The organism is Deltaproteobacteria bacterium, assembly GCA_040223695.1.
Classification (GTDB): domain Bacteria; phylum Desulfobacterota_D; class UBA1144; order Nemesobacterales; family UBA2774; genus JAVKFU01.
Genome location: JAVKFU010000015.1, coordinates 639828 through 662634, shown reverse-complemented (window position 1 = coordinate 662634; position 22807 = coordinate 639828). Strand labels below are relative to the sequence as shown.

Sequence of the window (22807 nt, the reverse complement as noted above, 5' to 3'; positions counted from 1 at the left end):
AAAATCATCGACTCCACAGAATATGGCTAAAAATCTCATGTTAACGCTAAAATGTTTTAATTCCTCCTTGATTAGTTCGCGGTTAGCTGAGGCAAGAATGTGAACATTATTGTATATAGCGTAGGGCGTCCGATTCCTCGCTTGTTCGGAATCGTCCTAAAATATTTCTTAACGCATTAACAAGCGATTTTCTTCACACCAATTCTGTGATGTCGGGAAAAGTAAAAAAATAACATTCTGAATCGAGGACGGACTTTTACTCACTCACCCATTCAATTGCGGACTTGAGCTCATCGTTGTTGAAAATACGGACTATCCCAGGCATTGCAAAGCCGAATACTTTCCCCATAACGCGTATCCACTCGACATCGGTCACAATCGCTATCTTCTCCCACGACGTGATATGACCTAAACCCACCTTAGCGTCTTCCCACATCGCTCCGGCCTCGTATGACTCAAAATCGTCCCCTATGTAATAAAGGAAACGAATTTTGGGAAATTTGGCCAGCTTTTTCTCAACCTCCGGTATGAGGACTTTCTCATAATCCTCGGCCGTTACTTTTCCCTTGGCCGTAAACCCGAGAACATTTTCCGGAAGACCCGTGATTGGTTCTATCATTTCTCGGCCCCCTTTCTAGTGTAGTTATCTATAATATAAACGCTATGAGACGCTGTTTATATAGCTATGGTTAGTGATAATATTTTGGTTGAAGCTACACTAAAGCCGGATTCCAAACAACCTTCCGACCCGGATCAAGCCCCGCCGCAAATTTTACAGTTCTCCATCCCCTGATATTCTTTATTTATTACCCCTTTTTCATCGAAAGAAAGCTTGCAGCACTCGATGAACATATCCTTTATCATCCGGCGACCCCTCTGCACTCTGGACTTAAGCCCCGAATAGGAGAGACCCATTCGCCGCGCTATTTCTTTCTGCTTTTTACCCTCTAAATCGCTCAACATGAGCGGCTCACGGTACTTCATAGGCAACCGGTCTATGAATACGTTCAGGCATTGCGTAATGCAGGGCAGTGGGTTTTCTTCTGCCGAATCTTTGGTAGCGGCCCTGCTCTCGTCAAATTCCGAATCATATCTGTTCTTCCTGTAATAGTCGTTGAGCGTATTCTCGACTATCGTATATATCCAGGACGTGAGTTTTTTCTTATCCCTCAGGCATTCGATGTGCGTGTGTATTTTTATAAAAATCTCCTGCATCAAGTCATCCGCGTCGTCCTTTCGCCTGAGCTTTCTGAGCAGATGCGACCTGATGTTCCCCGAAAATTCCTCCCATACCTGAGCAGTCTCCGGCGTGTTTTCCATAATTATATTCCTGCCATTTATTGTTTCCGCCATGTCCAACTTCTCTTAATTGATATATCCCCCATCCTAACCTTCCCCCCGATTGGGGGAAGGAATTATGAGTAATAATTATCCCGCGGGCGCATACCTTATATTATATGGCATAAAGGGTAGATGCGCCCGCGCGGAATCTTCCCCGGCTCTTTAACCGCAATCACAGCTAGTGCACTTACATTCGCAAACACAGTTCTCACACTTGCAATTCTCGCATTCACACCTGATTTCTTTTGTTTCCTGCTCTGCCATGTCGGGCCTCCTTATTTTTTGTTCTCATCAGAATAGACGCGAAAAGGGAAAAAAGACGCAAAAATCTTTCTTCTATTCGCCCCTTAAAGAAAAATTTGCATATTACTTCTTTTAATTACGATAATAAAACTGGTAAAATCCGACACTCTAAGCTACACTTTATTCTTAAACCAGCAGGAGGTAAGATTCATGAAAAGGATTTTATTCACACTCGCGATAACTCTGGGACTGGCCCTCGGCGGCGCGGTTCTGACTACCTCAAACGTACTAGCGTGCGGCGGTAAAGATAAAGGCGCTACAACGGAGCAGCCATCTGACTCGGGTGATTCCGGAACCCAGTCATAATAAGTCTCTAAATATTTATCAGATTTTGAAAAAGCCCTGGAATGGCTCGATGCGGCTGTTCGAGGGCTTTTTTAAAGGGCTCTCATGTGAAGTTCTGAAGCCGCCGATCTACTGTATTTCAGGTAAAGCGGGCAGTGGATGACGGTCCGAGTATCCTAATAAAGCGTTGAGCACTGAGTACGGTATCACGTGAGCTTGAAAACACTCTCGGGCTTAATCTTAAATATAACCCTTTTCTCGTCGGGCCCGCCATGAGGATATTCGTCCACGCCCAGATATTTTTTAGCCATACGGTTAATATGCTCTTCCGCCCCCTCGTGGGTATCCTCAACGACTACTCCCTGTACCATTGCCTGTTTATAGGGATTTTCGGCGTCGAAAACAGATACGGCGACCCTGTTGTCGCGTCTGATATTCTCGGGCTTAAGGCGTCCTTCCGCGGTGTTGATAATTATATGCTCCCCGTCCGAGTCCACCCAGACGAGACTCACATGAGGCGAGCCGTCGGGCATCACTGTTGCGACTGCGGCGAAGTTTTTCCCCTCAGTGCACAGCTTGTAAATGAATTCATCTAGTTTCATTTTTTCACTCCTTAAAGATAGAGTTTTCATTTGTTTTTTCTATCCAATGTGGAAGTAGAAAAAACAAGGTCAAATCTATAAAGTTAATAACTACCCCATAAATCGGATTCAAATGTATTCCAACTAATATTCCAATGAAGGCGAGCAATATTGTCAAAACAAGAATTTCTGGATGTATTTTATAAAAGGTTTTAATCAAGTTGCCTGCATCAGCAAGATTTGCTGAATCCTTAATGTGAAGTTGTCTGTCCATTGAGCCGCATTTTGGACAAGGCAGATTTGCATCTTCACTATCTATGTTTTCTCGACAATTCTGACATATCATTAACTTGTACCTCCATAGTCAGTGTTTTGATATTAAAATACATTAAATAGAGCAAAATATCGGAAAGTCAAATTGAAGTGCTTATCCGCTTTCCTCATTGCGGCCTCTTAGCGTAATTGCTTTGCTAGGATCACCTTCGGTAAGTTTAGAACCTTCATAACGTACACAAAATACAAAGCTGAATATAGCGGAACGGGTCAATCTTAATAAAAATAAAGCGCGCTGATGGAATACATCTAACGGAACGACTAGGTCCCCTGCATTTTGATTAACTACAGAATAGGGGTCAGAGTGAAAATTTTCCTTTTGAAGAACACAAAAGATTCTGTGTTCAATTGCATTACGCCATTCTTTAAACTCAGGCCAATCTCCTGTTTTGCTATTTAAATCTGTAGCGAGTGCGTATAGGGCAACTATTGCCGGATTATCGATTTGGTTTATACGTTCCCATCGGGATCGCCAGAAGCTCTCAAAATATAATACTTCCTTAGGCTGAGCTAATTCGAATAATTCGCAAATTGCCATTGCAATTTTATCAAGTATTGCAAAACAATTTCGAAAACTCAGACGTAGCATTTCAGAGCGAGGGCCATGCATCTCATCCTCAAATAGTTGTGTTATTCGGATTTCATCTTCCAAGAGGTCCCATTCGGATTCTAAAGGAAGTACTGCTTGGTAATACATCAATCTAGCAAATGTAAACTCTGACTTAACTCGATTTAATATGAACTCCATTCTAGGAACAAAATTACCTCCTATTGGCCCGGATGATTTAGGTACTGTGAGATCATCACTTCTAGCTCCAGCGCATCCACAGTAAATAGAATGCTCAGAAAGGGATAGATGTTGTTCTAAGCAAAATTTACGATATTTTGAGTGCTGATTATGTTCTGATTCAGTTTCGGAAGTTTCATGTTCTATATTTTTGCTGTCGTATCCATGTTCTAATAATTTTTGTTTCAGTAATTCTGAGCGCATATGCCAAGCTTGACGATTGTACAATGTATCTGCAAAATCGCTTGCTACTGAATACCCCTCAATCGCTTGAGCGAGTAAATTGATTGAATAGGTATCTGATATTTCATTTAATTTGAGTAAGGCATCAGCCCTGCTTGCATTTGCCTGTGGAAATTTCGGATATTCAGTAATTACATCATCATAGTATATAATCGCTTCTACAACTCGGTTGCATTTTAACAAACAATTACCAAGGTTGACCCACAACTTTGCCCAGAACGCTCTATCGTGTGTTTGTAGGGATTTGTAAGCTCTCCAATATCGAGATTTACTCTTAACGATGTCTTGGATTTCGGATGGATTTAATTTGAAACCAGGTTTACTTTTTTTAAGGTCAAATAATGAACTATAAGCGTTTCCAATATTATAATCATAGCTGGCTTGAGTTACATTTTTACGAAGGACCGCCTCCTCATTCTCCAAGATAGAAAGACCTTTTTTAACAATTTGTTCCTGTCCGGATTCAGTCCCTATGTCAATTAGCCAACCGGCTAGTGATCCTTTAAGTAGTCTTTCTGATGGCCGAGACAAATCGATAGGTTTAGCGAGTCTGTCTTCTGTTAATCTTAGAGCTGTGTCGTGATCTGATTGGTTAGCTGCTAGTTCTATTTCATGAAGCAGTTCGGCGTCTTTTTTGTTTATGTATCTGACTATTTCTGAAGACATAATATAAATTATTAACTAGGATACATTTAATTCAATCCTCTATTTTTTGTTTATATACTGGTTTTACTCTGTATGAGTTCTTAAATTGCTTATAAGCATATTGTATCTGTCTCTTTTTTTCGAATGCCTCATGCGCTAAGCCTTAAATGCTCTCTCAAGCGCGAAGGTATCCTCAAACATCTTGTAGGATATTATCTTACCTTCCTTTATTTTACACACCAGAGCCCATTCGCACTCGAATATCTTTCCTGTCGCCCTGACCCGGTGCTTCATCAGACCGTAGGCGAAAATATAATCTTCGTGAGGGGCGGTTACATACACCTTAAAGTCCTCTGTATCGAACAATTCACCTAATATCCGCACAAACTCTGTTACTCCTTCTTTCCCGTGAAATGTATTGTAAATGGGTACTGTACCGGGTCCCTGTGCCTCAAAAACCGCGTCTTTATGAACGGCTTCAAGAATCTCATCCATATTACCCCCTCCGATTCCGGAGAAGAATTTTTCAACTGCATTTTGTTTGTTCATGACTTACTCCTCATTGACTTCGTCTTTTTTTCAAGTTCTTTGTAATGTTTTATCTTTTTCTCAATTGCCTCCAGATGTTTACTAAGATCAGTCAGCCTTTGGTATAAATCGTCCTTAAAATTCTCGAGCATCTCCCTGCGTTCCCCCGCTGTTGAATTACCTTTCCGCCTGAGATCTGCGAATGTTTTCATCCGGCTTATAGGCATTCCCGTTACTCGGAGTCTATTCAGGAACTCTATCCAGGCTACATCGTTTTCGGAGTAGTAACGATGGCCGTCACCCCTCCTTTTTACTTGGTCAATCAGGCCTATTTTCTCATAGTATCTGAGAGTATGTTTACTTAGCCCCGTTAACTCCGAGACGTCTTTTATCTTTAACGGTTTATTCATCCTATTATTCCTCGTCTTTTCTGAATCAATTGAAAGTATACAAGTTAGAGCGCACTCTAAGTCAAGCGGCATTGTGATTTATGCTGTAGGTTCGATTCAGGCGCCGGGGTAGGTACTCTTTGACTGCCTGCGAGCGCACGGTCGGAGGGCTTGCTTAACTATTAAGTATCGAAGAAATAACCGTCATAAAAACCAGCAATCATTTCTCCACCCGCTTCCATCCGCCGTTGAGGTCCGCTTTACGGGGACCGCAGTCGTCCTTGACTTCTTTGAATGTCAGTACATTGTTCCTGACCATGAATGTATACGTGCCGGCGTCGACGCATGAGTTATCTATGAAGGTTATTTGATTCCCTTCGAGGCTGTACCTGCCTTCCGTGTCCTCATGGTTTTTCGAATCGCCCTTGAACGTAAAGTCGAATGTGGCGTCGGGGTCGAATTTCAATATCCCCTCTATCGTGTCTTCTCCGCTGCCTATTGTTCTTGTCCACACCCCTGTAAGCTCGGGCTGAAGGTTCGGGGATTCCTTGCATCCGGCCGACAGCAAAATAACTGCGAATAAAACTAAAATTATATATTTGTATTCATAAACCATTCTTTTCTCCTACAATATTCTTTCTCATAAATTTCCAGGGGACTAATTTTAACTGCAAAAACGGGGTGATAGAAAAATCGTGCTGCTGATATTATAACAATCAAAGAAAATAAATTAAGTCCCGTCGTTTTTAGCTATACTTTAAATATAATGGTTAATCAATACCTCAAAGCCGGACTCTTTGTTTTTATTTCCGCTATTGCAACTCTTGTATTCATATCCTGCGATTCCGAAATAGACGGATGCTTCGGCGTGAACCTCGAGCGGAGCTCCTGCCCGTCCCAGACAATCCTGGCCATTGGGCAGCAGGACGGGCTCAGCTGCATCAAGTGCACCGGTCAGGAGACTGGGGACAGGTTTTCAATTGACTGGGTTGTTGCGGTTCTCGAAGGTACTCCGAACCCCGGAACCATCTTCAGTTTCCTGAACACCTCCGCACTTTGGCTCGCTGAGTTCTCCGACTGCGAAACGATGAACCTCTTTGAAACATCCCAGAACCAGCTCGGAAGATTCGTGAAGGGTGAATTCGCGGGGACTCTGGAGGATATAAGGCCTTTTCAGATAGACAAGCTCTCGCTCTTTATCAATATCCCCGGTGTTAGGGTAGAAAACGCAACATGCAATTTCTGCTCCGACTCCATCCCGCCCCGCTGTTTTGAAGTGATTACTTTTGATTAGTCTCTGGCTCTATCTCCCGCCGCTTGAAATTGGAAGGAGCGTTAGTCTTTCGCCGTTCACGGTAACGGCGCCGAGTTCGTTTTCGATCATCCTTACCCTGAATTTTTTAGGGGCGGGTCCGTTCACGCTGTATTCGGGGATCTCGTATTTATAGGACTCTCCGCCGTCGATTATCTCAATATAGTAATCGACCCTGTATCTGTCGGCATGGCGTATGAGCACTCTGCCCCGGGCTTTGTGCAGAACGACGCAGTCCGCCGTGTCGCTTAATTTATGCGAGAGCGGGCAATACTCCGTATGCGTTCCGTGAAGGTAGCGGAACGCGAGCAGCCCCGTGATAATTACCGCAAACGCGAGAATGAATATAAATAATTTCTTTCCGGACAATTGCGTACAATTTTCCTCGTCGGTATAGTAGTCTTAAGTATGACTGAATTCGATTTTCTTATAAAGTAAATGCGCTTGATATTCGAACCCGATCCACTTATGAAATTATATTTTAACGCAAAGTTAACAAATCCGTTGTAAAATCTGCTTGTGGGAATAATAGAGGAAGCGCATCAATGAAATTCTTATTTTTATCCCGTGTCCGAATATTGATTTTCTTGATCCTGCCCGTCGTTATTCTCTATTCCTGTGAGAGGCCTGAAAGGACGAAAAGGAAAGAAAGCATCAAGATTGCCGCGACTCAGAGCCCTTCGCCAACGATGGGCCCCGCTCCCGTAGTGCGTGGCGATTCATCGCCGAGGCTCATCCTGGGAATAATCGTCGATCAGATGCGCTATGATTTCCTTCCGCGCTATTGGAACAGGTTCGGGGACGGCGGCTTCAGGAAGCTGGTAAAGGGCGGATACAGTTTCAATAATACAAAATACAACTTTGCGCCTACCAAAACCTGTCCCACACATACATCTATCTACACTGGCGCTACACCTTCCGTGCACGGGATTATAGGAAATAGCTGGTTCGACAGGTCCTTAGGAAACAAGGGCGATGAAATGTACTGCGCCTATGACGGCGCTGTATTTCCGGTAGGGATTGAAAAAGGGAGAGATAGTGATGATTCAACGGGTCGAAGATCGCCGGGAAACATGCTTGTCACAACCGTAACGGACGAGTTCAGACTTGCGACGAACATGGAGTCGGTCGTAATCGGGATATCGCTCAAGGACAGAGGGGCGATAATGCCTGCGGGGCATCTGGGCAACGCTGCGTACTGGCTCGACGATAACACCGGGACCTGGATTACAAGCTCATATTATTACAGGGCGGAGGGGAATAGAGATAAACGGACGCTTCAATTGCCGGGTTGGGTAAGAACTTTTAACGAGAAGTATTCAGCCGAAAAATATTTGAAACAACCGGGTATAGACGGAAAATGGAAGACCCTCCTCGATAAATCGAAATACTCCGCGAGTGACGAGGGCAACGAGAAATACGAAAAGTCCATAAGGGGTAAGGATGAGGGCGGGAACTACAGACCGCCTGTTCTCCCGTACGATCTGGTGGAGGTCCTAACGGAGAATGAAAAGGAATTCAGGGGCAAATGGGGAAGGCTCATCAAACACACCCCTTACGGAAATTCGATTACGGCTGACTTCGCGATTGCGGCTTTGAGGGACGATGAGCTTGCGCTTGGAAGGGACGAAATCACCGATTTTATGGCAGTGAGCTTTTCCGCTACCGATATAATCGGCCACAGCTACGGGCCGCGCTCCATGGAGATCGAGGACGCTTACATAAGGCTCGACAGGGATATCGCCGGGATTCTCGATGAGATAGACGAGCGTGTAGGGGAGGGGAATTACCTCGTGTTTCTCACTTCTGACCACGGTGCTGTCGATGTTCCGCTCTACCTTCAGGATGAGGGCATCCCCGCCGGTTATTTTATGGACGATGACGACGTGAAGGACAATCTCAACCGATACCTTAAAGAGAAATTCGACTTGGGGGATACGGACGCGGTTTTAAGCTACAGCAACCAGCAGGTGTATCTCGACCGGAAGGCTATTGCAAAGGACTCCAGGCTTAATATTGTGGAGGTCGAAAGTGAGGTCGTCAGGTATATGATGGCACTTGACGGTGTTGCGGACGCGGTTACGGCGTCCGATCTCAACAAGGCGGAATTCAGCCGGGGCAGGAAGCTTATGGTACAGAACGGTTTTAACAGAAAGAGGTCGGGCGATGTCGCCATCATCATGGAGCCCTCCTGGATAGAGTACAAGAAGAGGTTCGACAAGAAGGGCACGACCCACGGAGCACCCTACAACTACGACACTCACGTGCCGCTCGTATTTTACGGATGGAAGATAAAAGAGGGGGAGTCCGTGAGGCCTGTTGAGATTACGGATATAGCCCCTACTATTTCCGCGCTCTTGAAAATCCCCTTCCCGAACGGCGCGACCGGAAACCCGCTCGTTGAATTATTCGACTAAGGGTATTTCAGGCCCGGTACATGCCCTCCCCAAGTCGCATCATTTTGTATTTCGTCACAAAAACACGGGTTCGGCGAACAGAAGTGTGGTCATGGACTCATTCTTTATTAAGGGTTCTTTGTGTGTACTGTGCAACAAGGGGAGATTAATCTCCGCTACTCGAACCTGAAGCTCCCGACAACTTCCTCGAACTTATCCGTTAGCCTCGTATAATTCGGATAGCACGTGAATATTACTTTTTTCCCTCCATCCACGAAATAGATCGAGTAAACCTCTTCCCCTTCGAGCATCCCTTCTTCAATCACCTGCCATACCTTCTTGGCTTTCTTACCTCCGATTTCAAAGTCATCTATACGAGCGATTCCTTTCGTCTCTGTAATAAGCTCGGCGAGGGAGTTCCCGTAATCCGGGAATATCCAGGCCTCGATCTTGAGCGTATCGGCGGGGAAATAGTGAAAACCCTTCATGCGCGGCTCGTCTTCCTGATAGCTCATAACGGCGAAGTAGTTCCCGCCCTCCTTTTCCGCCTCATCGAGGCTCTCGTACAGCTCGACCTGGGTCTCAAGCCTCCATGTTTCCGGATATTTTATGGAAAATCCGTGCCTGCTCTTATAAACCTCAGCAGAGGTCTTCTTATTCCCGCTTTCCCTGTCTTTTTCTCCCTCGGCGGCGGAGGCGGATCCGGTGAATGACAGTAAAAGAGCGATCAGGAATATCGATATGCCGGCCAGGCTGATTTTATTTCGGCGGTTCATTCAATCATTATAGATGAACATCATCATCTTTTCATAATTTTTGTCGCATAGCATTACATTTTTTCCCCCGGAGAGGGATTTAATTTGCTCCATAGCGTTTGAAAGCTCGACAGTCGCAATATTATCCTTATCGAATACGAGCTGTAACTCCTCTTCTTCGGGGAAAAGGTGGCGGAGCTTTATACCCGCCTGCTGAAACTGAAGAGGCGAGCCTTCTCCTTCGAGCGACCACTCTATATTATCATTCATCCAGATTTCGATTCTGAGATGCATATTACCTTCCTTCCTTCCGCGCTTATCTGAAAGCGGGAATAACCTTCTTTGAAAATAACTCTAAATGCGGCTCCGCCCACGAGGCGGGAAGCCCCGGCGGAAGCGTCCACGAGAGAAAGTGCGTAAGCGGGGCTTTTTCAAGGTGCTTGTTAATCATGTCTATGCAGATATCGGGGTCGACTACGTTAAGCCTTCCGAGCTCTCGCAGGTGCTGCTTGTCCCTTATCGGCTCGTATACGCCGGACATCCCCGCTTCCTTGAACCACTCGTTGTATTTGTTCGCCTGGTATATCACATGCTCAGCTGCCTCGTCCCACGTCTTCTTAGGGTCCTCGGATACAATAAGCCAGTGGATGCCGTCTGCGATCTTAACGTTGTCTGTGGGCTTGCCCGCCTTCTTGAGTTCCTCCACATATAATTTGTAGGATTCCTCGATAGGCCCGCCTCCGCCCATGTATCCGTCCCCGTATTTCACCGCGCGCTTGAGAGCCGCCGGCACGAACCCGCCAATCCATAAGGGTGGTCCCGGTTTTTGCGCGGGTTCGGGGGAAATACTTACGTTACCGACCCTGAAATATTCCCCTTTGTAGTCCAGTTTCTCTCCCGCCCAGAGCCTTGTGATTATTTCGAGCGCCTCGTCCGTGCGCCCGCCTCTCTCGCTTATGTCTATATCGAGCCCCCGGAACTCGTCCACTTTATACCCGACCGCCACGCCGAGCTCGAACCTGCCGCCCGAAATTATGTCCACCGTCGCCGCGTCCTCGGCCAGCCTTACCGGATCGTAAAGCGGAAGGAGCGCTACTCCGGTCGCTATTCTTATCTTCTTTGTTTTTGCCGCTATCGCAGCGGATATGGGGAGGAGGGAAGGGGAGTATCCGTCCTCGGTGAAGTGATGCTCCGAGAGCCAGACGTCATCGAACCCTATATCCTCCGCCCACGCTATCTGATCCAGTATTTCCGAATATACCTTTTCATAAGGGCGTCTCCACTGCGGGGGGTTTCTGAAATCGTACCACAGGCCGAACCTTAGATTCCTCTTTGAGCCTTCATTCATAAGACCACCTTTTGCTTTATTTGTATAAATTAATTTAACGGGTGACGAGGGAGAGGGCAAAGCCGCTTATGTGTGCGTATTCTTAGCGTTAAGCGCGCCTGACACGACGTTTTTCAGGTCGTCATAACGGATTTCATCGTTGTCTCTGAAATTAATGCAGCCTTTTCCGTGTCTTATATCCGGGTGCTTTTCGATGTAAGGGGCAATGTGCTCCTCGGAGCATGTATAAAGCGCGATGTAGTTTTTTTGATTCGCGACCGCTACCCAGTTTCCATTCTTCTCAATGGTCGGCATCTTGTATTTCATGGTTACGACCGCACCGGGAAACCATGTCTTAATATGCCGGAGAAGCTTCATTATCCTCTCCCGCCTGTCGAGCGGGAGCTTGTCCATATACTCGTCAATAGTCATAATCTCGGATTTCACAAACCGGGTCGAATTTCGAGACGAATTTATGTTACAGCTATTTTTTCGGTTCCAATATTAACGCGACAGTCTGAACCTTGATTTTCCCGTTCTCGAAAAGGAATGTATCGGTAGCGAAGGGAATTTTGTATGCGGCGGACTCGGCATTCCAGATTATGTACGCGACATTGCTGTCCACGGTCTTGTTCGTAAGCTCGAATTTTGCGCCCGTAGGAATGATATCCCTTGTAAAGGTCGTGAAAAGGTCTCTGATATTATCCAGCCCCGTAATTATGCCTCTGGAATTAATTATTTTGGACTCGTCCGTATAGTCCTCGAGAATCGCCTCTATATCCCCTTCATTGACCGCGCTAAGGTGGTGGTCCAATATTTGTTCTGACATGCTGGCCCTCCGTAGACACTTTATACAACCATATTACTTTATTTTCATATTATGGCGAACATATATCTCACTTGAAATCCTCATAATCTTATTTCTATTGTTGGACAAATCCACCCTTCAAGAGCCTGAATTTTCTATTGCATTCTTCAAACGAGCCAAATGGTTTGAATCGCTCTTTTTCATTAGAAACAGTATAAGTGGATGAATGATCTTCCAAAATCCTTTGGCTTTGCATACGGCGTTGAGTCGAACCTCAGTGTAGTTATTATGGCTACTAACTGAATACTCGTATGTTGCAGTAATCCCGCCTTGTGTTGAGGTTAAAGCAATCACCTTCTGTGGTTCCCAAGTGGACACTTCCGTCTCGCGTTCTGCGCCACGAGAGACAAAACTAAACCGTGAGCCCAAACCAATCGGCCCAGGGGTAACAGGTTTTATTTTTTCAACGCCCGTCATCCATTTACCGGCTTGACTCATATCCGTAAGGAATGACCAAACTTCATCCGATGGGCGATCAATCTTTTCCTTTACAGTAAAACCGTTTGCCATAGAACGCTCACCTGCGGTCTAGGAATTAACATAAGCCCCATCAATTATCGAAATCACTCTTTCAGTATTGACCCGGCGTCCAGGTCAACCGCTGAAGAGAAATTACGCGATACAATAACCTTCGCCAGCTCCTTTGTGCGGCCCTCGGCTCCGATTACTCCCACATGAAAATGTACCGGAAAGCATAGGACGGAGAGCGCGGCCAGGCGGAAATCGTACAAGGCCTCTTCCCATGTGTAACCGCTCACCCCTTCTTCTAGAAGCGTATCGTGCCACTTTCTCAGCACCCTGAGCTGATGCCTCTTTCGTTCTTTGGGCAGCTCGCTTCCGCCCATTAGTCTCGCGACGTCAAACGTCCCGAGGGTTTTCACCGCAAGCTGCCAGTCTATTATTATGATCGGGTCCGGAGAACCCGGCGGCGCGAATAAAAGATTGTCCTCTCTCAGGTCGCTGTGAACGATCGTCTTTGGCCTTTTGGCGATCTCTTTATTCTTCCAGTCGATAAAACGGCATAACTTTTCCCCCAATTCAAGCCCCTCCGGTTCCAGGTACTGGCCGAAGTGAGTAACGAAAGATTCCCACTTCTGAGCGTAATCGTCACTTACCCCGTTTCTATCCGGCATCCATTCAAGCTTTTCCAGCGCTTCATTGTTCCAGTACCGGGCCTGCAGCCTGGCCAGCTCTTCTACCGTATCCATAACCTGCCGCTCGTGCATACCCACGAGCTGGTCACCCGGCGTAAAAGAGCTCAGGTCCTCCATTACCATCGAAAAAGCAGGCGGTTCGTCCACCGCATAGTAAACGCGGGGAAGCCGTACCGGAACATTTACCGCTACTTCCTTATAAAACCGTATCTCTCTCTGAAACGCGTGAAGCTCATCGCCGAACTGCCGGAAGTCCCCTTCCTCAGGTTCGATTTTAACCACTACCGACAGGGGGGCGTCTTTCTCATGAGCATCGTATTCGATTCTCACCCGCACGACACTGCTTAGAAAGCCTATTTCCTGTCCCAGAATATCCTTTGCGAGAGACTTAGCGGAGGCTTTTTTAAGCACTCCTCCCTCTCTGAGCGCGTGGGTTATCCACTCAGGCGTTATCTCATCAGGGTGCATCGGGTCTTTAATTGTCATAGCGGGAATTATATTATGCCACAGCCGGGACAGGCAAGGTCTTTTTTTACGGTGTTAGGCGGAATCATTTGGCGTCCGGTCTGATAGTCGTGCATTGAGTGATGTTGGCGTTCTCGCTTGTATTCTTGGTCTGCTCGCAGTCTATTCTTTTATTGTGATACTCCTGGTGTTCCCGGGCTCTATCTGCCTTGGATGCCCCGGAGCAGTTTAATAAGAACAAAGCCAATCCCAACAAAATCATACCTTTCATCTAATCACCCTCCGACATTTCTTATTTTCTGGCGGTCCGATTGAATACGTTCACGACTTATAAATATATTACATCCGGGTTTATAGGATAGCTCCTTTTTATTAAAAAATGTGAAAGTCTCTCTCCCCCCGCTTCTTAAAGTATATTAACTTTCTTAAGTAACTATTCCACTCTCCCCACCCGCATCATCTCATGGCCCATATCCAGCCACCGGGCGAGTCTCTAACCTGTCCTATTACCTCATCTAGGGCTTTATAGAACCGCCGTTCGATGTCATCGATGCCAAAAATGTACAGAGGATTCGCCGATATAACTCTGCTACCCCGCTTTTTCATACTTACGCTAAAGGCGGCGGGCGCGTCGGCGACGCTGATTATCTTCTTGTCGAGATCTTCCTCCGACAGGGCGAACATTAGCCTGTACTCGTCGTAAGACCTCCCGAACGGCACCACGTTTTCGAGTTTCATAGCCATATTTTTGTTCTCCGCGCGGATCCAGAGGCAGGGGGGATTATTTTGTCCGCCTCATTTCCTGTGAAATGCAATCCTCGAGCCGAGAAATCCGTTATAATTGTAAGGCAATAATGAAAGGAGGTAGTTTAAATGAAAATTCTATTACTGGGTACTATTTTATTGTTTATTACGGGCCTTGTTATGCCCGCTGCGGCTGCGGATGATCCCAATATAAGTGGTGACTTGCGCGAGAATATTCATTCCGCGATGAGCAGTCATGTTGAGAGTAATACCTATGATGGGGATTATATTATTTACGATGCCGTTGAGGGAAAACTGTTAGAGCTTGAATTTAAAGATCTCCATAGCGGAATAGTTAAAAAGGGAAATTTCTACGTAAGCTGTGCCGATTTCACGGACGATGATGGTACGCTTTACGATATAGATTTTCTTGTTGTGGAAAAACAGGGGCAGTTAAAGGTCATTGAGGCTTTGGTCCATTCCGTTAGCGGAAAGAAGAGGCAGTATCAGGTCGAGGAAGATTAATAAAGGCCGGATTCAGATACAGTTATTACCTATCTTTCTGAGATTTCTTTGAACCATAACGGGTAGTTAAGCGTTAAAATCGCAACTGATCATTGCCGGATTCCGGGTGAGAAGCCAAGCAAGCTCGATTTTCAAATCCTTAGAGCGGGAATCGGCAATTTTTGTCACTATATTCATTTTTCCTTACCGCTTCATGCTATCAGCACGGGAAAAATTATCACGAAAAGCAGCACAAACGGCCATAGCCGGCCCTCGGTCACGTCATATTCCCTTAATACGTGACTAATACCCTTTTTCATCATGAAGAGAATCATGGCGGATTCGAAAATTATCGTGAGTGCCGCCCAGACTACACCGACAAGAAAAGCCTGCCTCCTGCCCTGAAACGGCCAGAAATAATTAATGGCGTAAATGACCAGGCCGATAAGGATTGTCCCGGTTATCGTTCCGACCACGTGCCTCGGGTACTCATCCAGATACTTCCCGTATGCAAGCTCTCTCATTGCCCCGTTAACGAACCCGACGGCGAAAAGGGCGGGGTAGATTAGAATATATTTCTCCATTCTTATTCATACAGGATACCGGATGTTTGATTCCATATTTACGGTAGGCGCCTGAGGCGATGAATGTGCGAAGTGATTATCCGAGCCTAATAAGTATAATATTGGTGAGGTATGAGCGCGTTATGAACAGGATAATCGCCGTCTCAGCGTTTTTTATCGTCCTTGGCGTGACGACCTTCATTTTCTTCGAGAAAGGTTATCTGCGGCTCAACTATCCCGGTACATCCAGATTCCCTGTGCGCGGTATAGATATTTCACACCATCAAAGCGCGATAGACTGGCCGCTTCTCGATCGGGAGGAGCTCGACTTCGCCTTCATCAAAGCTACGGAGGGCGGAGACCACAAGGATACGAAGTTCGAGGAGAACTGGAATAAAGCGCACGAGATAGGCCTTGTCAGAGGGGCCTATCATTTCTTCACGTTTTGCAAAACGGGCTATGAGCAGGCGATGAATTATATCGACACGGTCCCTGTGGAGGAAAACACTCTTCCGCCTGTGATCGACCTCGAGTTCGGGGGTAACTGCAGCGCAAGGCCTTCCAAAGAGGAAGTGTTGGAGGAGATTGCGGAATTTTCCAATATTATGGAGTCAAGGTACGGCAAGCGCCCTCTCATATACGCAACACGGCAGTCCTATGAGGAGTTTCTGGCGGGTGAGCTGCCCGGGCAAAAGATATGGATACGGGATATCTATTCATCGCCCCGTCTCCCGGATAAGAGGGAATGGAGCTTCTGGCAGTATGCCAACCGGGGAAGGCTAATCGGCATAGAGGGTTTTGTCGATCTGAACGTCTTTAACGGCGACCGCGAGGAGTTTATGGAGCTGGTGGACGGGAAGAGATAAGCCTCACACTTCAGGTAATATTTTCTGAAAGGAATCTGCAATACTGTAAAAACCAGCTGGTAGTTAAATCCCTTTAGATGTGGAATTTTTGCGTTGGATTATTTTACGGCTGCTCGTTTCCGAGCCTGGTTACTCTCTTGTACTGCCCGGTCCGGGAATTGATTTTACAAATGTAATTCTCGATTGCGGTCCCGTGACCCTCCCTCATTCTTTTAAAGGCAATTGTGCAGATAATCGCGTTTCCGCTTTCCTTCACCTTCCTCAGGCGGCTTATCCATGCTTTGACATAGGGGGGTTCTACGGCCAGATCGCGCGCGGACAGCAAAACGCATACCTCCCCGGTGTCGGTATCGATCGCCTGCACCGAGTGCCATTCATAGCCTACGAAATTATTGCTGCGCATCCTGACCTTGAAAACGTTTACGAAAACCCTTGAAAGATCGCGGCAGAGCACAACGTCTTCATACGTGAGGCTCTCGTCCTCGGGTGTGATCTTCCTATATGTCTCGTCCGAGAAGTGTCTCGCGTATATGCTCTTTACGCCGTATCCCTCTCCCAGACCCTTGTAGAAGTGGGCAAGGAACTGTTCGCTCGCGGGCTCAAAGTAGAGCTTAACAAAGCGGCTCTCGGAGGGAATCCCGATGGTCCCCCACTGGTTTGCCATTTTCTTCCGACCTTTAAGGCTTGTGTTTAACCGTACGGCAACGACCCTGCCGCCGTAAGCGGCGTAAATCTGAAAGCAATAATGTACTTCGATAACCCCAATCCAATTATAATACAAAAAAAGATAGTTTGTGAAGGGATAATTTTATTCTCTATAAAAATGAAGGCTGAAACGATCGGATAAATGCTATCGCGAGAGGTTAATGCCTGGCGCTATACATGCCTTGGAGATATATTGAAGATACAACTCTACGGTAACGAATTGCAAACCGTTGATAAAATCATAGTTTTTCTCTGCTTCCACTACGGACAATCCAATACTTCTCTACTTCTTCCAACTACATTTTTGCCAGATTTATCTAAAACAAACACTCAAAATCTTAGCAACTTAATACAGTAAATATTATGCCGAGTGAGCCCCGAAAGAATACTGGTCCCTGCCAAGAGGACCCGCACCTTCTGTTGACGGGGCTCAGGTAGTAACAACCGGTTAACAAAGAGTATAGCAAACTTTAAAATTTTTTGCATCACTTTTTGTGCATATTTTTTCATAAAATGAAAAATTCTTTGGATGATTGGTGAGAAATTCCTAATTTTTGAAGCAATTCCGAGCTAAAAGCAGGAGCCGGGCTAAATATTCATTGCTTAAAACCCTTGATTTTCAGGATACATAGGCTGAATCAAAGCGCTTGTTATGCCGGCCGTTGGATAGACCGCTTTAATCGAGCACAGGGGTCGCGCCTAAAACCTGTATATCGACAGCGTTCATAAACTGGGACCCCGCCCCTATGGTGACGCCCGACTTGAGATAGGTCGCCTTGGTTTTGGGTGGAAGCGTTACGGGAAGAACCCCCACCTCCTGGCTTACGATTGAGCCCGCTCCTCCGGGGGAATTGGATGTGTAGCAGACCCTGACTTTTACGTCCTTATACGTTATATCGCTCGTGTTTTCGATAGTTACGTGATGGATTATCGCGACCGCGCTCCAGGTTGCGTAAACCGACCAATCCGTGACATTGATATACCATTCGGGGTGCTCTGACATCATGCCCTCCAGGTAATTTTGAGCGTTTGCTTTCAGGGCTGTCAGAGGAATAAACACCAATGCTGCGATTAATATCGCTCTTTTCATAAAAATAGTATATTGATACTTGCTGCGATACGCAATTGTTAATGATTTAATCGTACTGTAATATAGTTGGGGTCAGAATCCGGGCGGACGCAGTAATCTTCGGATATAACGCCCGTCTTCGATTTAAACCGAACAAGGAGAATAACTTATGGCTGAGATGACTGACAGGGAAAAGGAATTCGAGCTCTTGGGGATGGGGGTAGAGGATCTGGAAAAGATGATAGTGAGCCGCAGTGAGCAACAGAATATTCCAATAACGGAAATACTTATTGACTGGCTCGAGCTTGCGCAGTATCAGCTTGAGGATAAATACCGTAACGTGCACCATATCATAAACCGCATCGTTTACGTCCTTCACACCGGAATGGTAGTGGATAATACGGAAAAGAAGAAAAAACCCGCAAAAAAAGAAAAGGGCGCAAAGAAAAAGGATTGAGATTTACAGCATTCCAGCATCCGCATCGGCTTTAGCAGGTAAGCACCCGCCGGCATACGAATTCTGCGCAGAATCTGTGCTCATATACGATTTCTTCCTATTTCCCCGGCCTGACCAATCACCGTCTTCAGTTCGCTTACTCCCGAATACGAGTACAGGTTATCTGCCCCTCGTCCTGAGTCCAATCGAAGGACGCCCCTATTTCCCCCACTCCGCCTTCCGTGCCCCCCCATCCTAACCTTCCCCTCTGCAGCTGGGGATTAGGATGGGGGGCATGAATGTTTGTCTTCACCCGCCCTATCATTTCGAATATACATGAGAAATCCGGTCTTTGCCTTTTTTTATTTTTGCGATTCCTTCGATAAACTCAGGATATACTCCCTGCGGCAATCTCATCTTTCGTCTCGCGTTCCCTCCTTTTTCAATATATTGTGTTTTTTCATACACTCCTCACTGTATTTAACGATACAATAGTCAACCTGTTCAAAACTATTGCGAGAGCCCGGAGAGCCGTAACTCTCTATTATAACTGTATTTTATCCTCATGCCCGGTTCTGGCATGCCGGTTGCAATTATGTATATCCGAAAGTCGGTAAAAATTTTATGTACAGGAGGTAGTAAAAATGAAAAAGATACTGACGACGACATTAATGCTTTTAGCTGTTACGGGACTCGCTTCCGCAGGCTATGCCGAGGAAAAGGGTTCTTATGAACAGCCGAGCTTCGATGAGGCGATGGAAGCGCCGGCGGAGAATAGCGACTCTAGGATGCACGAGCCGCAAGCTATGCCGGGGCATGTCGAATCATCTGGCAGTGTTACGGGCATCGTTACACTAGTCGGCGATGACATGATCAGGCTCGTCGAGGTGGATAGCGGAATCGAGCACGAAATCAAGGTAACGGACGCTCAGGAGAAGGCGCTTACAAGCGGATACGCTATAAGAGCCGAGATAAGGGACGGCAAGCTCGTCTCCTACGGTGAAATGGGCGTTCCGCCGGATGTTGCGGATATAGTCTATACGGCGGAAGACCTTCCGACGGATAATATTCTTCTGCAGCAGCCGCAGTCGCCTTATTACGAGCCGGCCGAATCCGAGGCCCCGCCGGAAAGCGTCTTACAGTAAGCTCGTCCGGTAACGGTCTTTAGACATTAGAAAATAATCCGCGGGGGATTACTTCCGAATATAACGTAGGGGGTAACCTCCGCGGTCCTTTATAACTAATCTTCAAAATTCCAGCTTAGAAGTAAGCGTATGCTTAAAAAGTATGTTCGTGAGAGTCACTCAATCTGCGAGATATACGGAATATAAGGCGCCGCCTCAGCCGAGGGTTGAGTATGCGGCGGTATTAGGTGGTTTACGAAAGAAAATTCGGCAATCGGCTCCCACCTGCCGCACCGTATGAAAGTAAGGTTTACTTTCGTAGCCCCGTAAAAGTCCTCTGTAGTAATATGTACCTGGTCTCCCAGTTGCAGCGCCCATTCATCCGTGCCCACATCCATTATCACCCCTTCGAGCCTGCCGAGCTTTTTCTTCAATAGTTCGGGGTCTATATTGACACCCTCGAACATTATATAAGTGCGCGCTTTGCTTATGGGTTTGGTTATGATAAGCACGTTGTTGTCGCTGTGCGTAATCGGGAGATTATAATAACCGGGCGGCCTGTAATAACCGTAGCGCCCGGTAACTACATCCCCGTTCCCGACGTTATAGCGGAGGTGGTTCGGCTGGGAGGGCCAGTGTATATCCACAACGACGCCTACTCCCTCCGGATTCTGGGCTTGCGCCCCGGGCGCATATGCTGAAAATATTAGCAAGAGTGCCGTAACCGCAGGGAAAAGGCGCGTCATGGTACATCCTCCTTTAAGAGAAAATCAATCTAATTATAATGCATTATATTAAACTTGTTAACCCTTTTTCTCAAGTTTTTTATTTTAAGCTCTATAATCTCACTATTTTGCTATAATAAAATTAAGGGACATGACCATGCAAGGTACATGCACGTGAGTGGAATGAGGGGGGTAGCCCCCGTTGCTCTCAATGACGAGTGAAAGCTGTAATTGCGCGGCTTCTTTTATGGCTGCGGCAATCCCGCAAATCCCTTCATCCTGACCCCGGTCGAAGGATGTCATTTTCACCCCGATAATAAACTCAGGACAAACTCCGACCCGTCATTGATTGAAACGGTTGGTATAAAAGCGGAGAGAGGAAGGGGGCTTACTATGCCCCCAGCTCTCTCCATAGTTATTATTTAAACAGTTTTTCTGCTAACACGCATAAGCCTTCTCGACATCAGGAATAAAATCGGAGCCAGTAGAAGAACGAGCGGAAATGATGCCTTCGTTCCGGCCTCTGCAATGGAACAGCCGCTGCTGCCGTTGCTTGAGATTATTCTGAAGACAATGCCGGTCGGACCGTTCAGCCCGCCGCTGCCCGCACTAACGAAAGCGTCAATAAACGCCCCGGTTTGGCCATTATAGAGCAGCACCTCATTGGTGAAGAAACTGCATACAAGTAGGTCGCCGTCGGGGTTAAACAGCAGGCAGAAAGCGCCACTCAATCCGCCGCTGCCAGCGGTTATGAATACATCTATAAACGCCCCCGTCACTCCGTCATACCGGAGCACCTCATTGGTGCCGACGCTTGTTACGTAAAGGTCTCCATCGGGTCCGAAATCAAGTCCCCAGGAGCGCTCCAGCCCGCCGCTGCCAGCAGGAACGAAAGCGTCTATAAACGCCCCCGTCAGGCCGCTATACCTTAATACTTCGTCTGTCCCGCGGCTCGCTACATATAAATTGCCGTCCGAACCGAATATGAGACCGAACGGGTCTTCCAATCCGCCATTCCCTGTGGTTACGAATGCGTCGATAAACGCTCCTGTCACGCCGTCGTAGCGTAGTATCTCATTGCTCCCGGAGCTGGCAACGTACAGGTTGTCGTCGGGACCGAAAACCAGCGAGCGCGGGTTATCCAGTCCGCCGCTCCCCGGAGGGACGAACTCGTCTATCAGCGCACCTGTGTTTCCGTTAAAACGGAGTATCTCGTCTCTGCCCCGGCTGCTTACGTAGAGGTTCCCGTCAGGACCGAATACGAGACCCTCGGGCTGGTCGAGACCAATGTTCGTTTGAGAAACGAAAATTTCGATAAAAGCTCCCGTTTCCCCGTCATATTTAAGCACCTGGTCTCTTCCGAAACTGGTCACATAGAGATCCTCATCGGGTCCGAAAACAAATCCGAAGGGGTCGTCGAGGCCGCCTGAGCTTTCCGGAACGAAAGCGTCCAGGAACGCGCCCGTTTCCCCGTCGTACCGGAGCACGGAATCATTTCCCCGGCTGCTTACATAGAGGTTCCCGTCGGGGCCGAAAGCGTTGCTCTCGGCGGAATCTAGCCCTCCGCTCCCGGCAGGAACGAAAACATCGATAAAAACGCCGGTTTCTCCGTCATAACTGAGCACTGAATTATCGCCCCGCGAGTTAACATACAGATTCCCGTCGGGACCGAACGTGAGGCCGCTCGGTAGAGCCAGCCCTCCGCTTCCGGCAGGAACGAAAACATCAATAAAAACGCCGGTTTCTCCGTCATAGCGTATCACGCTGTCTGAGATGGCACTCGTCACGTAAGCGTTGCCGTCGGGACCGAATACTATACCGTAAGGGTTGTCAAGGCCCCCGCTTCCGGAGTTTACGAATACATCCAGAAAAGCGCCGGTTTCCCCGTCGTAGCTCAGTACCTGTCCTGTGCCGGTGCTAACGACGTACAGGTTGCCGTCGGGACCGAATACGAGAGTAAAGGGCTGGTCCAGTCCGCCCGAGCCCTGGGATACGAATATGTCAATCATAACTCCCGTTTCCCCGTCATACCGGATTACCTCATCGGTGGCGAAGCTGCTTACATACAGGTTGCCGTCAGGGCCGAATGCAATACCCCAGGGACCGTCGAGTCCGCTAACGATTCCCTCGGCGAATATATCGACGAAGTTCCCGGTGGTCGCGTTATACTCGTTTACCCTGTTGTTGCCGAAGCTGCTTACAAACAGACCCGCCGCATCCTGTGCATAGGTTAGAGCAGCGCCGCTGAATAGTGAAGCCAGTACAACGAGCGCTAAAATAAACTTTTTGCGCACGTCTAAAGATGTGAGATTGAACATCGATTCTCCTCCTTCTAAGGTGTAGTTGATAAAAAGCTGAT

Annotated in this window: 32 protein-coding genes; 7 read left to right on the top strand and 25 right to left on the bottom strand. The window is 47.1% G+C overall.

The window, feature by feature from the left end:
- Positions 1–256 precede the first annotated feature (256 nt).
- Together RIG61_07370 and sigZ are read right to left on the bottom strand one after the other, a co-directional pair.
- On the bottom strand, positions 257–619 hold the full coding sequence (locus RIG61_07370) for an STAS/SEC14 domain-containing protein (protein MEQ9618980.1): 363 nt from the start codon (positions 617–619) through the stop codon (positions 257–259).
- A 134-nt stretch (positions 620–753) separates the two neighbouring features.
- Positions 754–1353 carry an RNA polymerase sigma factor SigZ gene (sigZ, locus tag RIG61_07365; protein ID MEQ9618979.1) on the bottom strand — a complete coding sequence of 200 codons (600 nt, stop codon included), beginning with the start codon at positions 1351–1353 and terminating at the stop codon, positions 754–756.
- A gap of 441 nt (positions 1354–1794) precedes the next feature.
- Between sigZ and RIG61_07360 the strand changes: the two genes are divergently transcribed.
- Complete coding sequence (locus RIG61_07360) at positions 1795–1950, top strand: hypothetical protein (protein MEQ9618978.1); 156 nt, start codon at positions 1795–1797, stop codon at positions 1948–1950.
- 185 nt (positions 1951–2135) lie between these two features.
- Here RIG61_07360 and RIG61_07355 read toward each other — a convergent pair whose 3' ends face one another.
- From RIG61_07355 to RIG61_07330, 6 genes are all read right to left on the bottom strand, one after another.
- Complete coding sequence (locus RIG61_07355) at positions 2136–2531, bottom strand: PPOX class F420-dependent oxidoreductase (GenBank protein MEQ9618977.1); 396 nt, start codon at positions 2529–2531, stop codon at positions 2136–2138.
- Between the two features lie 4 nt (positions 2532–2535).
- Positions 2536–2856 (bottom strand): hypothetical protein, encoded by a 321-nt coding sequence (locus RIG61_07350; protein MEQ9618976.1) that lies wholly within the window; start codon positions 2854–2856, stop codon positions 2536–2538.
- 81 nt (positions 2857–2937) lie between these two features.
- Complete coding sequence (locus tag RIG61_07345) at positions 2938–4539, bottom strand: LA2681 family HEPN domain-containing protein (GenBank protein MEQ9618975.1); 1602 nt, start codon at positions 4537–4539, stop codon at positions 2938–2940.
- Positions 4540–4674: 135 nt separating this feature from the next.
- Positions 4675–5067, bottom strand: a complete 393-nt coding sequence (locus RIG61_07340) for a nuclear transport factor 2 family protein (GenBank protein ID MEQ9618974.1) — start codon at positions 5065–5067, stop codon at positions 4675–4677.
- On the bottom strand, positions 5064–5456 hold the full coding sequence (locus RIG61_07335; GenBank protein MEQ9618973.1) for a MerR family transcriptional regulator: 393 nt from the start codon (positions 5454–5456) through the stop codon (positions 5064–5066). The genes RIG61_07340 and RIG61_07335 overlap by 4 nt, the downstream gene beginning before the upstream one ends.
- Positions 5457–5655: 199 nt before the next feature.
- Positions 5656–6051, bottom strand: a complete 396-nt coding sequence (locus RIG61_07330; protein MEQ9618972.1) for a hypothetical protein — start codon at positions 6049–6051, stop codon at positions 5656–5658.
- Positions 6052–6201: 150 nt separating this feature from the next.
- Between RIG61_07330 and RIG61_07325 the strand changes: the two genes are divergently transcribed.
- Complete coding sequence (locus tag RIG61_07325) at positions 6202–6729, top strand: hypothetical protein (GenBank protein MEQ9618971.1); 528 nt, start codon at positions 6202–6204, stop codon at positions 6727–6729.
- Between the two features lie 9 nt (positions 6730–6738).
- On the opposite strand, the gene RIG61_07320 is transcribed toward RIG61_07325, so the two are convergent.
- Positions 6739–7116 (bottom strand): hypothetical protein, encoded by a 378-nt coding sequence (locus RIG61_07320; protein MEQ9618970.1) that lies wholly within the window; start codon positions 7114–7116, stop codon positions 6739–6741.
- 176 nt (positions 7117–7292) lie between these two features.
- Here RIG61_07320 and RIG61_07315 point away from each other — a divergent pair, with 176 nt between their 5' ends.
- A complete protein-coding gene (locus RIG61_07315) occupies positions 7293–9164 on the top strand; it encodes an alkaline phosphatase family protein (GenBank protein MEQ9618969.1) in 1872 nt (623 codons plus the stop codon).
- Positions 9165–9319: 155 nt separating this feature from the next.
- On the opposite strand, the gene RIG61_07310 is transcribed toward RIG61_07315, so the two are convergent.
- The 9 genes from RIG61_07310 to RIG61_07270 all read right to left on the bottom strand — a co-directional run bounded on the left by RIG61_07310 (position 9320) and on the right by RIG61_07270 (position 14450).
- Positions 9320–9919, bottom strand: a complete 600-nt coding sequence (locus RIG61_07310; protein ID MEQ9618968.1) for a hypothetical protein — start codon at positions 9917–9919, stop codon at positions 9320–9322.
- On the bottom strand, positions 9920–10192 hold the full coding sequence (locus RIG61_07305; GenBank protein MEQ9618967.1) for a hypothetical protein: 273 nt from the start codon (positions 10190–10192) through the stop codon (positions 9920–9922).
- A 22-nt stretch (positions 10193–10214) separates the two neighbouring features.
- Positions 10215–11246, bottom strand: coding sequence for an LLM class flavin-dependent oxidoreductase (locus RIG61_07300; GenBank protein MEQ9618966.1), 1032 nt, complete (start codon positions 11244–11246; stop codon positions 10215–10217).
- Positions 11247–11312: 66 nt separating this feature from the next.
- Positions 11313–11657 (bottom strand): DUF1801 domain-containing protein, encoded by a 345-nt coding sequence (locus tag RIG61_07295; GenBank protein ID MEQ9618965.1) that lies wholly within the window; start codon positions 11655–11657, stop codon positions 11313–11315.
- Positions 11658–11709: 52 nt separating this feature from the next.
- Positions 11710–12054, bottom strand: coding sequence for a nuclear transport factor 2 family protein (locus RIG61_07290; GenBank protein MEQ9618964.1), 345 nt, complete (start codon positions 12052–12054; stop codon positions 11710–11712).
- A 117-nt stretch (positions 12055–12171) separates the two neighbouring features.
- Positions 12172–12603 (bottom strand): SRPBCC family protein, encoded by a 432-nt coding sequence (locus RIG61_07285; protein MEQ9618963.1) that lies wholly within the window; start codon positions 12601–12603, stop codon positions 12172–12174.
- A gap of 53 nt (positions 12604–12656) precedes the next feature.
- Positions 12657–13733: a phosphotransferase gene (locus tag RIG61_07280; protein MEQ9618962.1), complete on the bottom strand. Its 1077-nt coding sequence runs from the start codon at positions 13731–13733 to the stop codon at positions 12657–12659.
- Positions 13734–13797: 64 nt separating this feature from the next.
- Complete coding sequence (locus RIG61_07275; protein ID MEQ9618961.1) at positions 13798–13983, bottom strand: hypothetical protein; 186 nt, start codon at positions 13981–13983, stop codon at positions 13798–13800.
- 185 nt (positions 13984–14168) lie between these two features.
- Positions 14169–14450 carry a hypothetical protein gene (locus RIG61_07270; GenBank protein MEQ9618960.1) on the bottom strand — a complete coding sequence of 94 codons (282 nt, stop codon included), beginning with the start codon at positions 14448–14450 and terminating at the stop codon, positions 14169–14171.
- 135 nt (positions 14451–14585) lie between these two features.
- Between RIG61_07270 and RIG61_07265 the strand changes: the two genes are divergently transcribed.
- Complete coding sequence (locus RIG61_07265) at positions 14586–14981, top strand: hypothetical protein (GenBank protein MEQ9618959.1); 396 nt, start codon at positions 14586–14588, stop codon at positions 14979–14981.
- A 191-nt stretch (positions 14982–15172) separates the two neighbouring features.
- Here RIG61_07265 and RIG61_07260 read toward each other — a convergent pair whose 3' ends face one another.
- Entirely contained in the window at positions 15173–15544 is a 372-nt protein-coding gene (locus tag RIG61_07260) for a hypothetical protein (protein ID MEQ9618958.1), read from the bottom strand.
- A 122-nt stretch (positions 15545–15666) separates the two neighbouring features.
- Here RIG61_07260 and RIG61_07255 point away from each other — a divergent pair, with 122 nt between their 5' ends.
- Positions 15667–16389 carry a GH25 family lysozyme gene (locus tag RIG61_07255; GenBank protein ID MEQ9618957.1) on the top strand — a complete coding sequence of 241 codons (723 nt, stop codon included), beginning with the start codon at positions 15667–15669 and terminating at the stop codon, positions 16387–16389.
- A 103-nt stretch (positions 16390–16492) separates the two neighbouring features.
- Here the strand turns inward: RIG61_07255 and RIG61_07250 are convergent, their stop codons facing one another.
- Together RIG61_07250 and RIG61_07245 are read right to left on the bottom strand one after the other, a co-directional pair.
- Positions 16493–17053, bottom strand: coding sequence for a hypothetical protein (locus RIG61_07250; protein ID MEQ9618956.1), 561 nt, complete (start codon positions 17051–17053; stop codon positions 16493–16495).
- A gap of 717 nt (positions 17054–17770) precedes the next feature.
- Positions 17771–18184: a hypothetical protein gene (locus RIG61_07245; GenBank protein ID MEQ9618955.1), complete on the bottom strand. Its 414-nt coding sequence runs from the start codon at positions 18182–18184 to the stop codon at positions 17771–17773.
- A gap of 148 nt (positions 18185–18332) precedes the next feature.
- Here RIG61_07245 and RIG61_07240 point away from each other — a divergent pair, with 148 nt between their 5' ends.
- On the top strand, positions 18333–18620 hold the full coding sequence (locus RIG61_07240; protein ID MEQ9618954.1) for a hypothetical protein: 288 nt from the start codon (positions 18333–18335) through the stop codon (positions 18618–18620).
- A gap of 136 nt (positions 18621–18756) precedes the next feature.
- Here RIG61_07240 and RIG61_07235 read toward each other — a convergent pair whose 3' ends face one another.
- On the bottom strand, positions 18757–18912 hold the full coding sequence (locus RIG61_07235; protein MEQ9618953.1) for a hypothetical protein: 156 nt from the start codon (positions 18910–18912) through the stop codon (positions 18757–18759).
- Between the two features lie 331 nt (positions 18913–19243).
- Between RIG61_07235 and RIG61_07230 the strand changes: the two genes are divergently transcribed.
- Entirely contained in the window at positions 19244–19744 is a 501-nt protein-coding gene (locus RIG61_07230; protein ID MEQ9618952.1) for a hypothetical protein, read from the top strand.
- 155 nt (positions 19745–19899) lie between these two features.
- On the opposite strand, the gene RIG61_07225 is transcribed toward RIG61_07230, so the two are convergent.
- The 3 genes from RIG61_07225 to RIG61_07215 form a co-directional block, all read right to left on the bottom strand.
- Positions 19900–20469 carry a hypothetical protein gene (locus RIG61_07225; GenBank protein MEQ9618951.1) on the bottom strand — a complete coding sequence of 190 codons (570 nt, stop codon included), beginning with the start codon at positions 20467–20469 and terminating at the stop codon, positions 19900–19902.
- A 102-nt stretch (positions 20470–20571) separates the two neighbouring features.
- The gene (locus tag RIG61_07220) at positions 20572–20751 is read right to left on the bottom strand and encodes a hypothetical protein (GenBank protein MEQ9618950.1); all 180 of its coding nucleotides are present in this window, start codon (positions 20749–20751) and stop codon (positions 20572–20574) included.
- A gap of 119 nt (positions 20752–20870) precedes the next feature.
- A complete protein-coding gene (locus RIG61_07215) occupies positions 20871–22766 on the bottom strand; it encodes an NHL repeat-containing protein (GenBank protein ID MEQ9618949.1) in 1896 nt (631 codons plus the stop codon).
- Between the last annotated feature and the right edge of the window lie 41 nt (positions 22767–22807).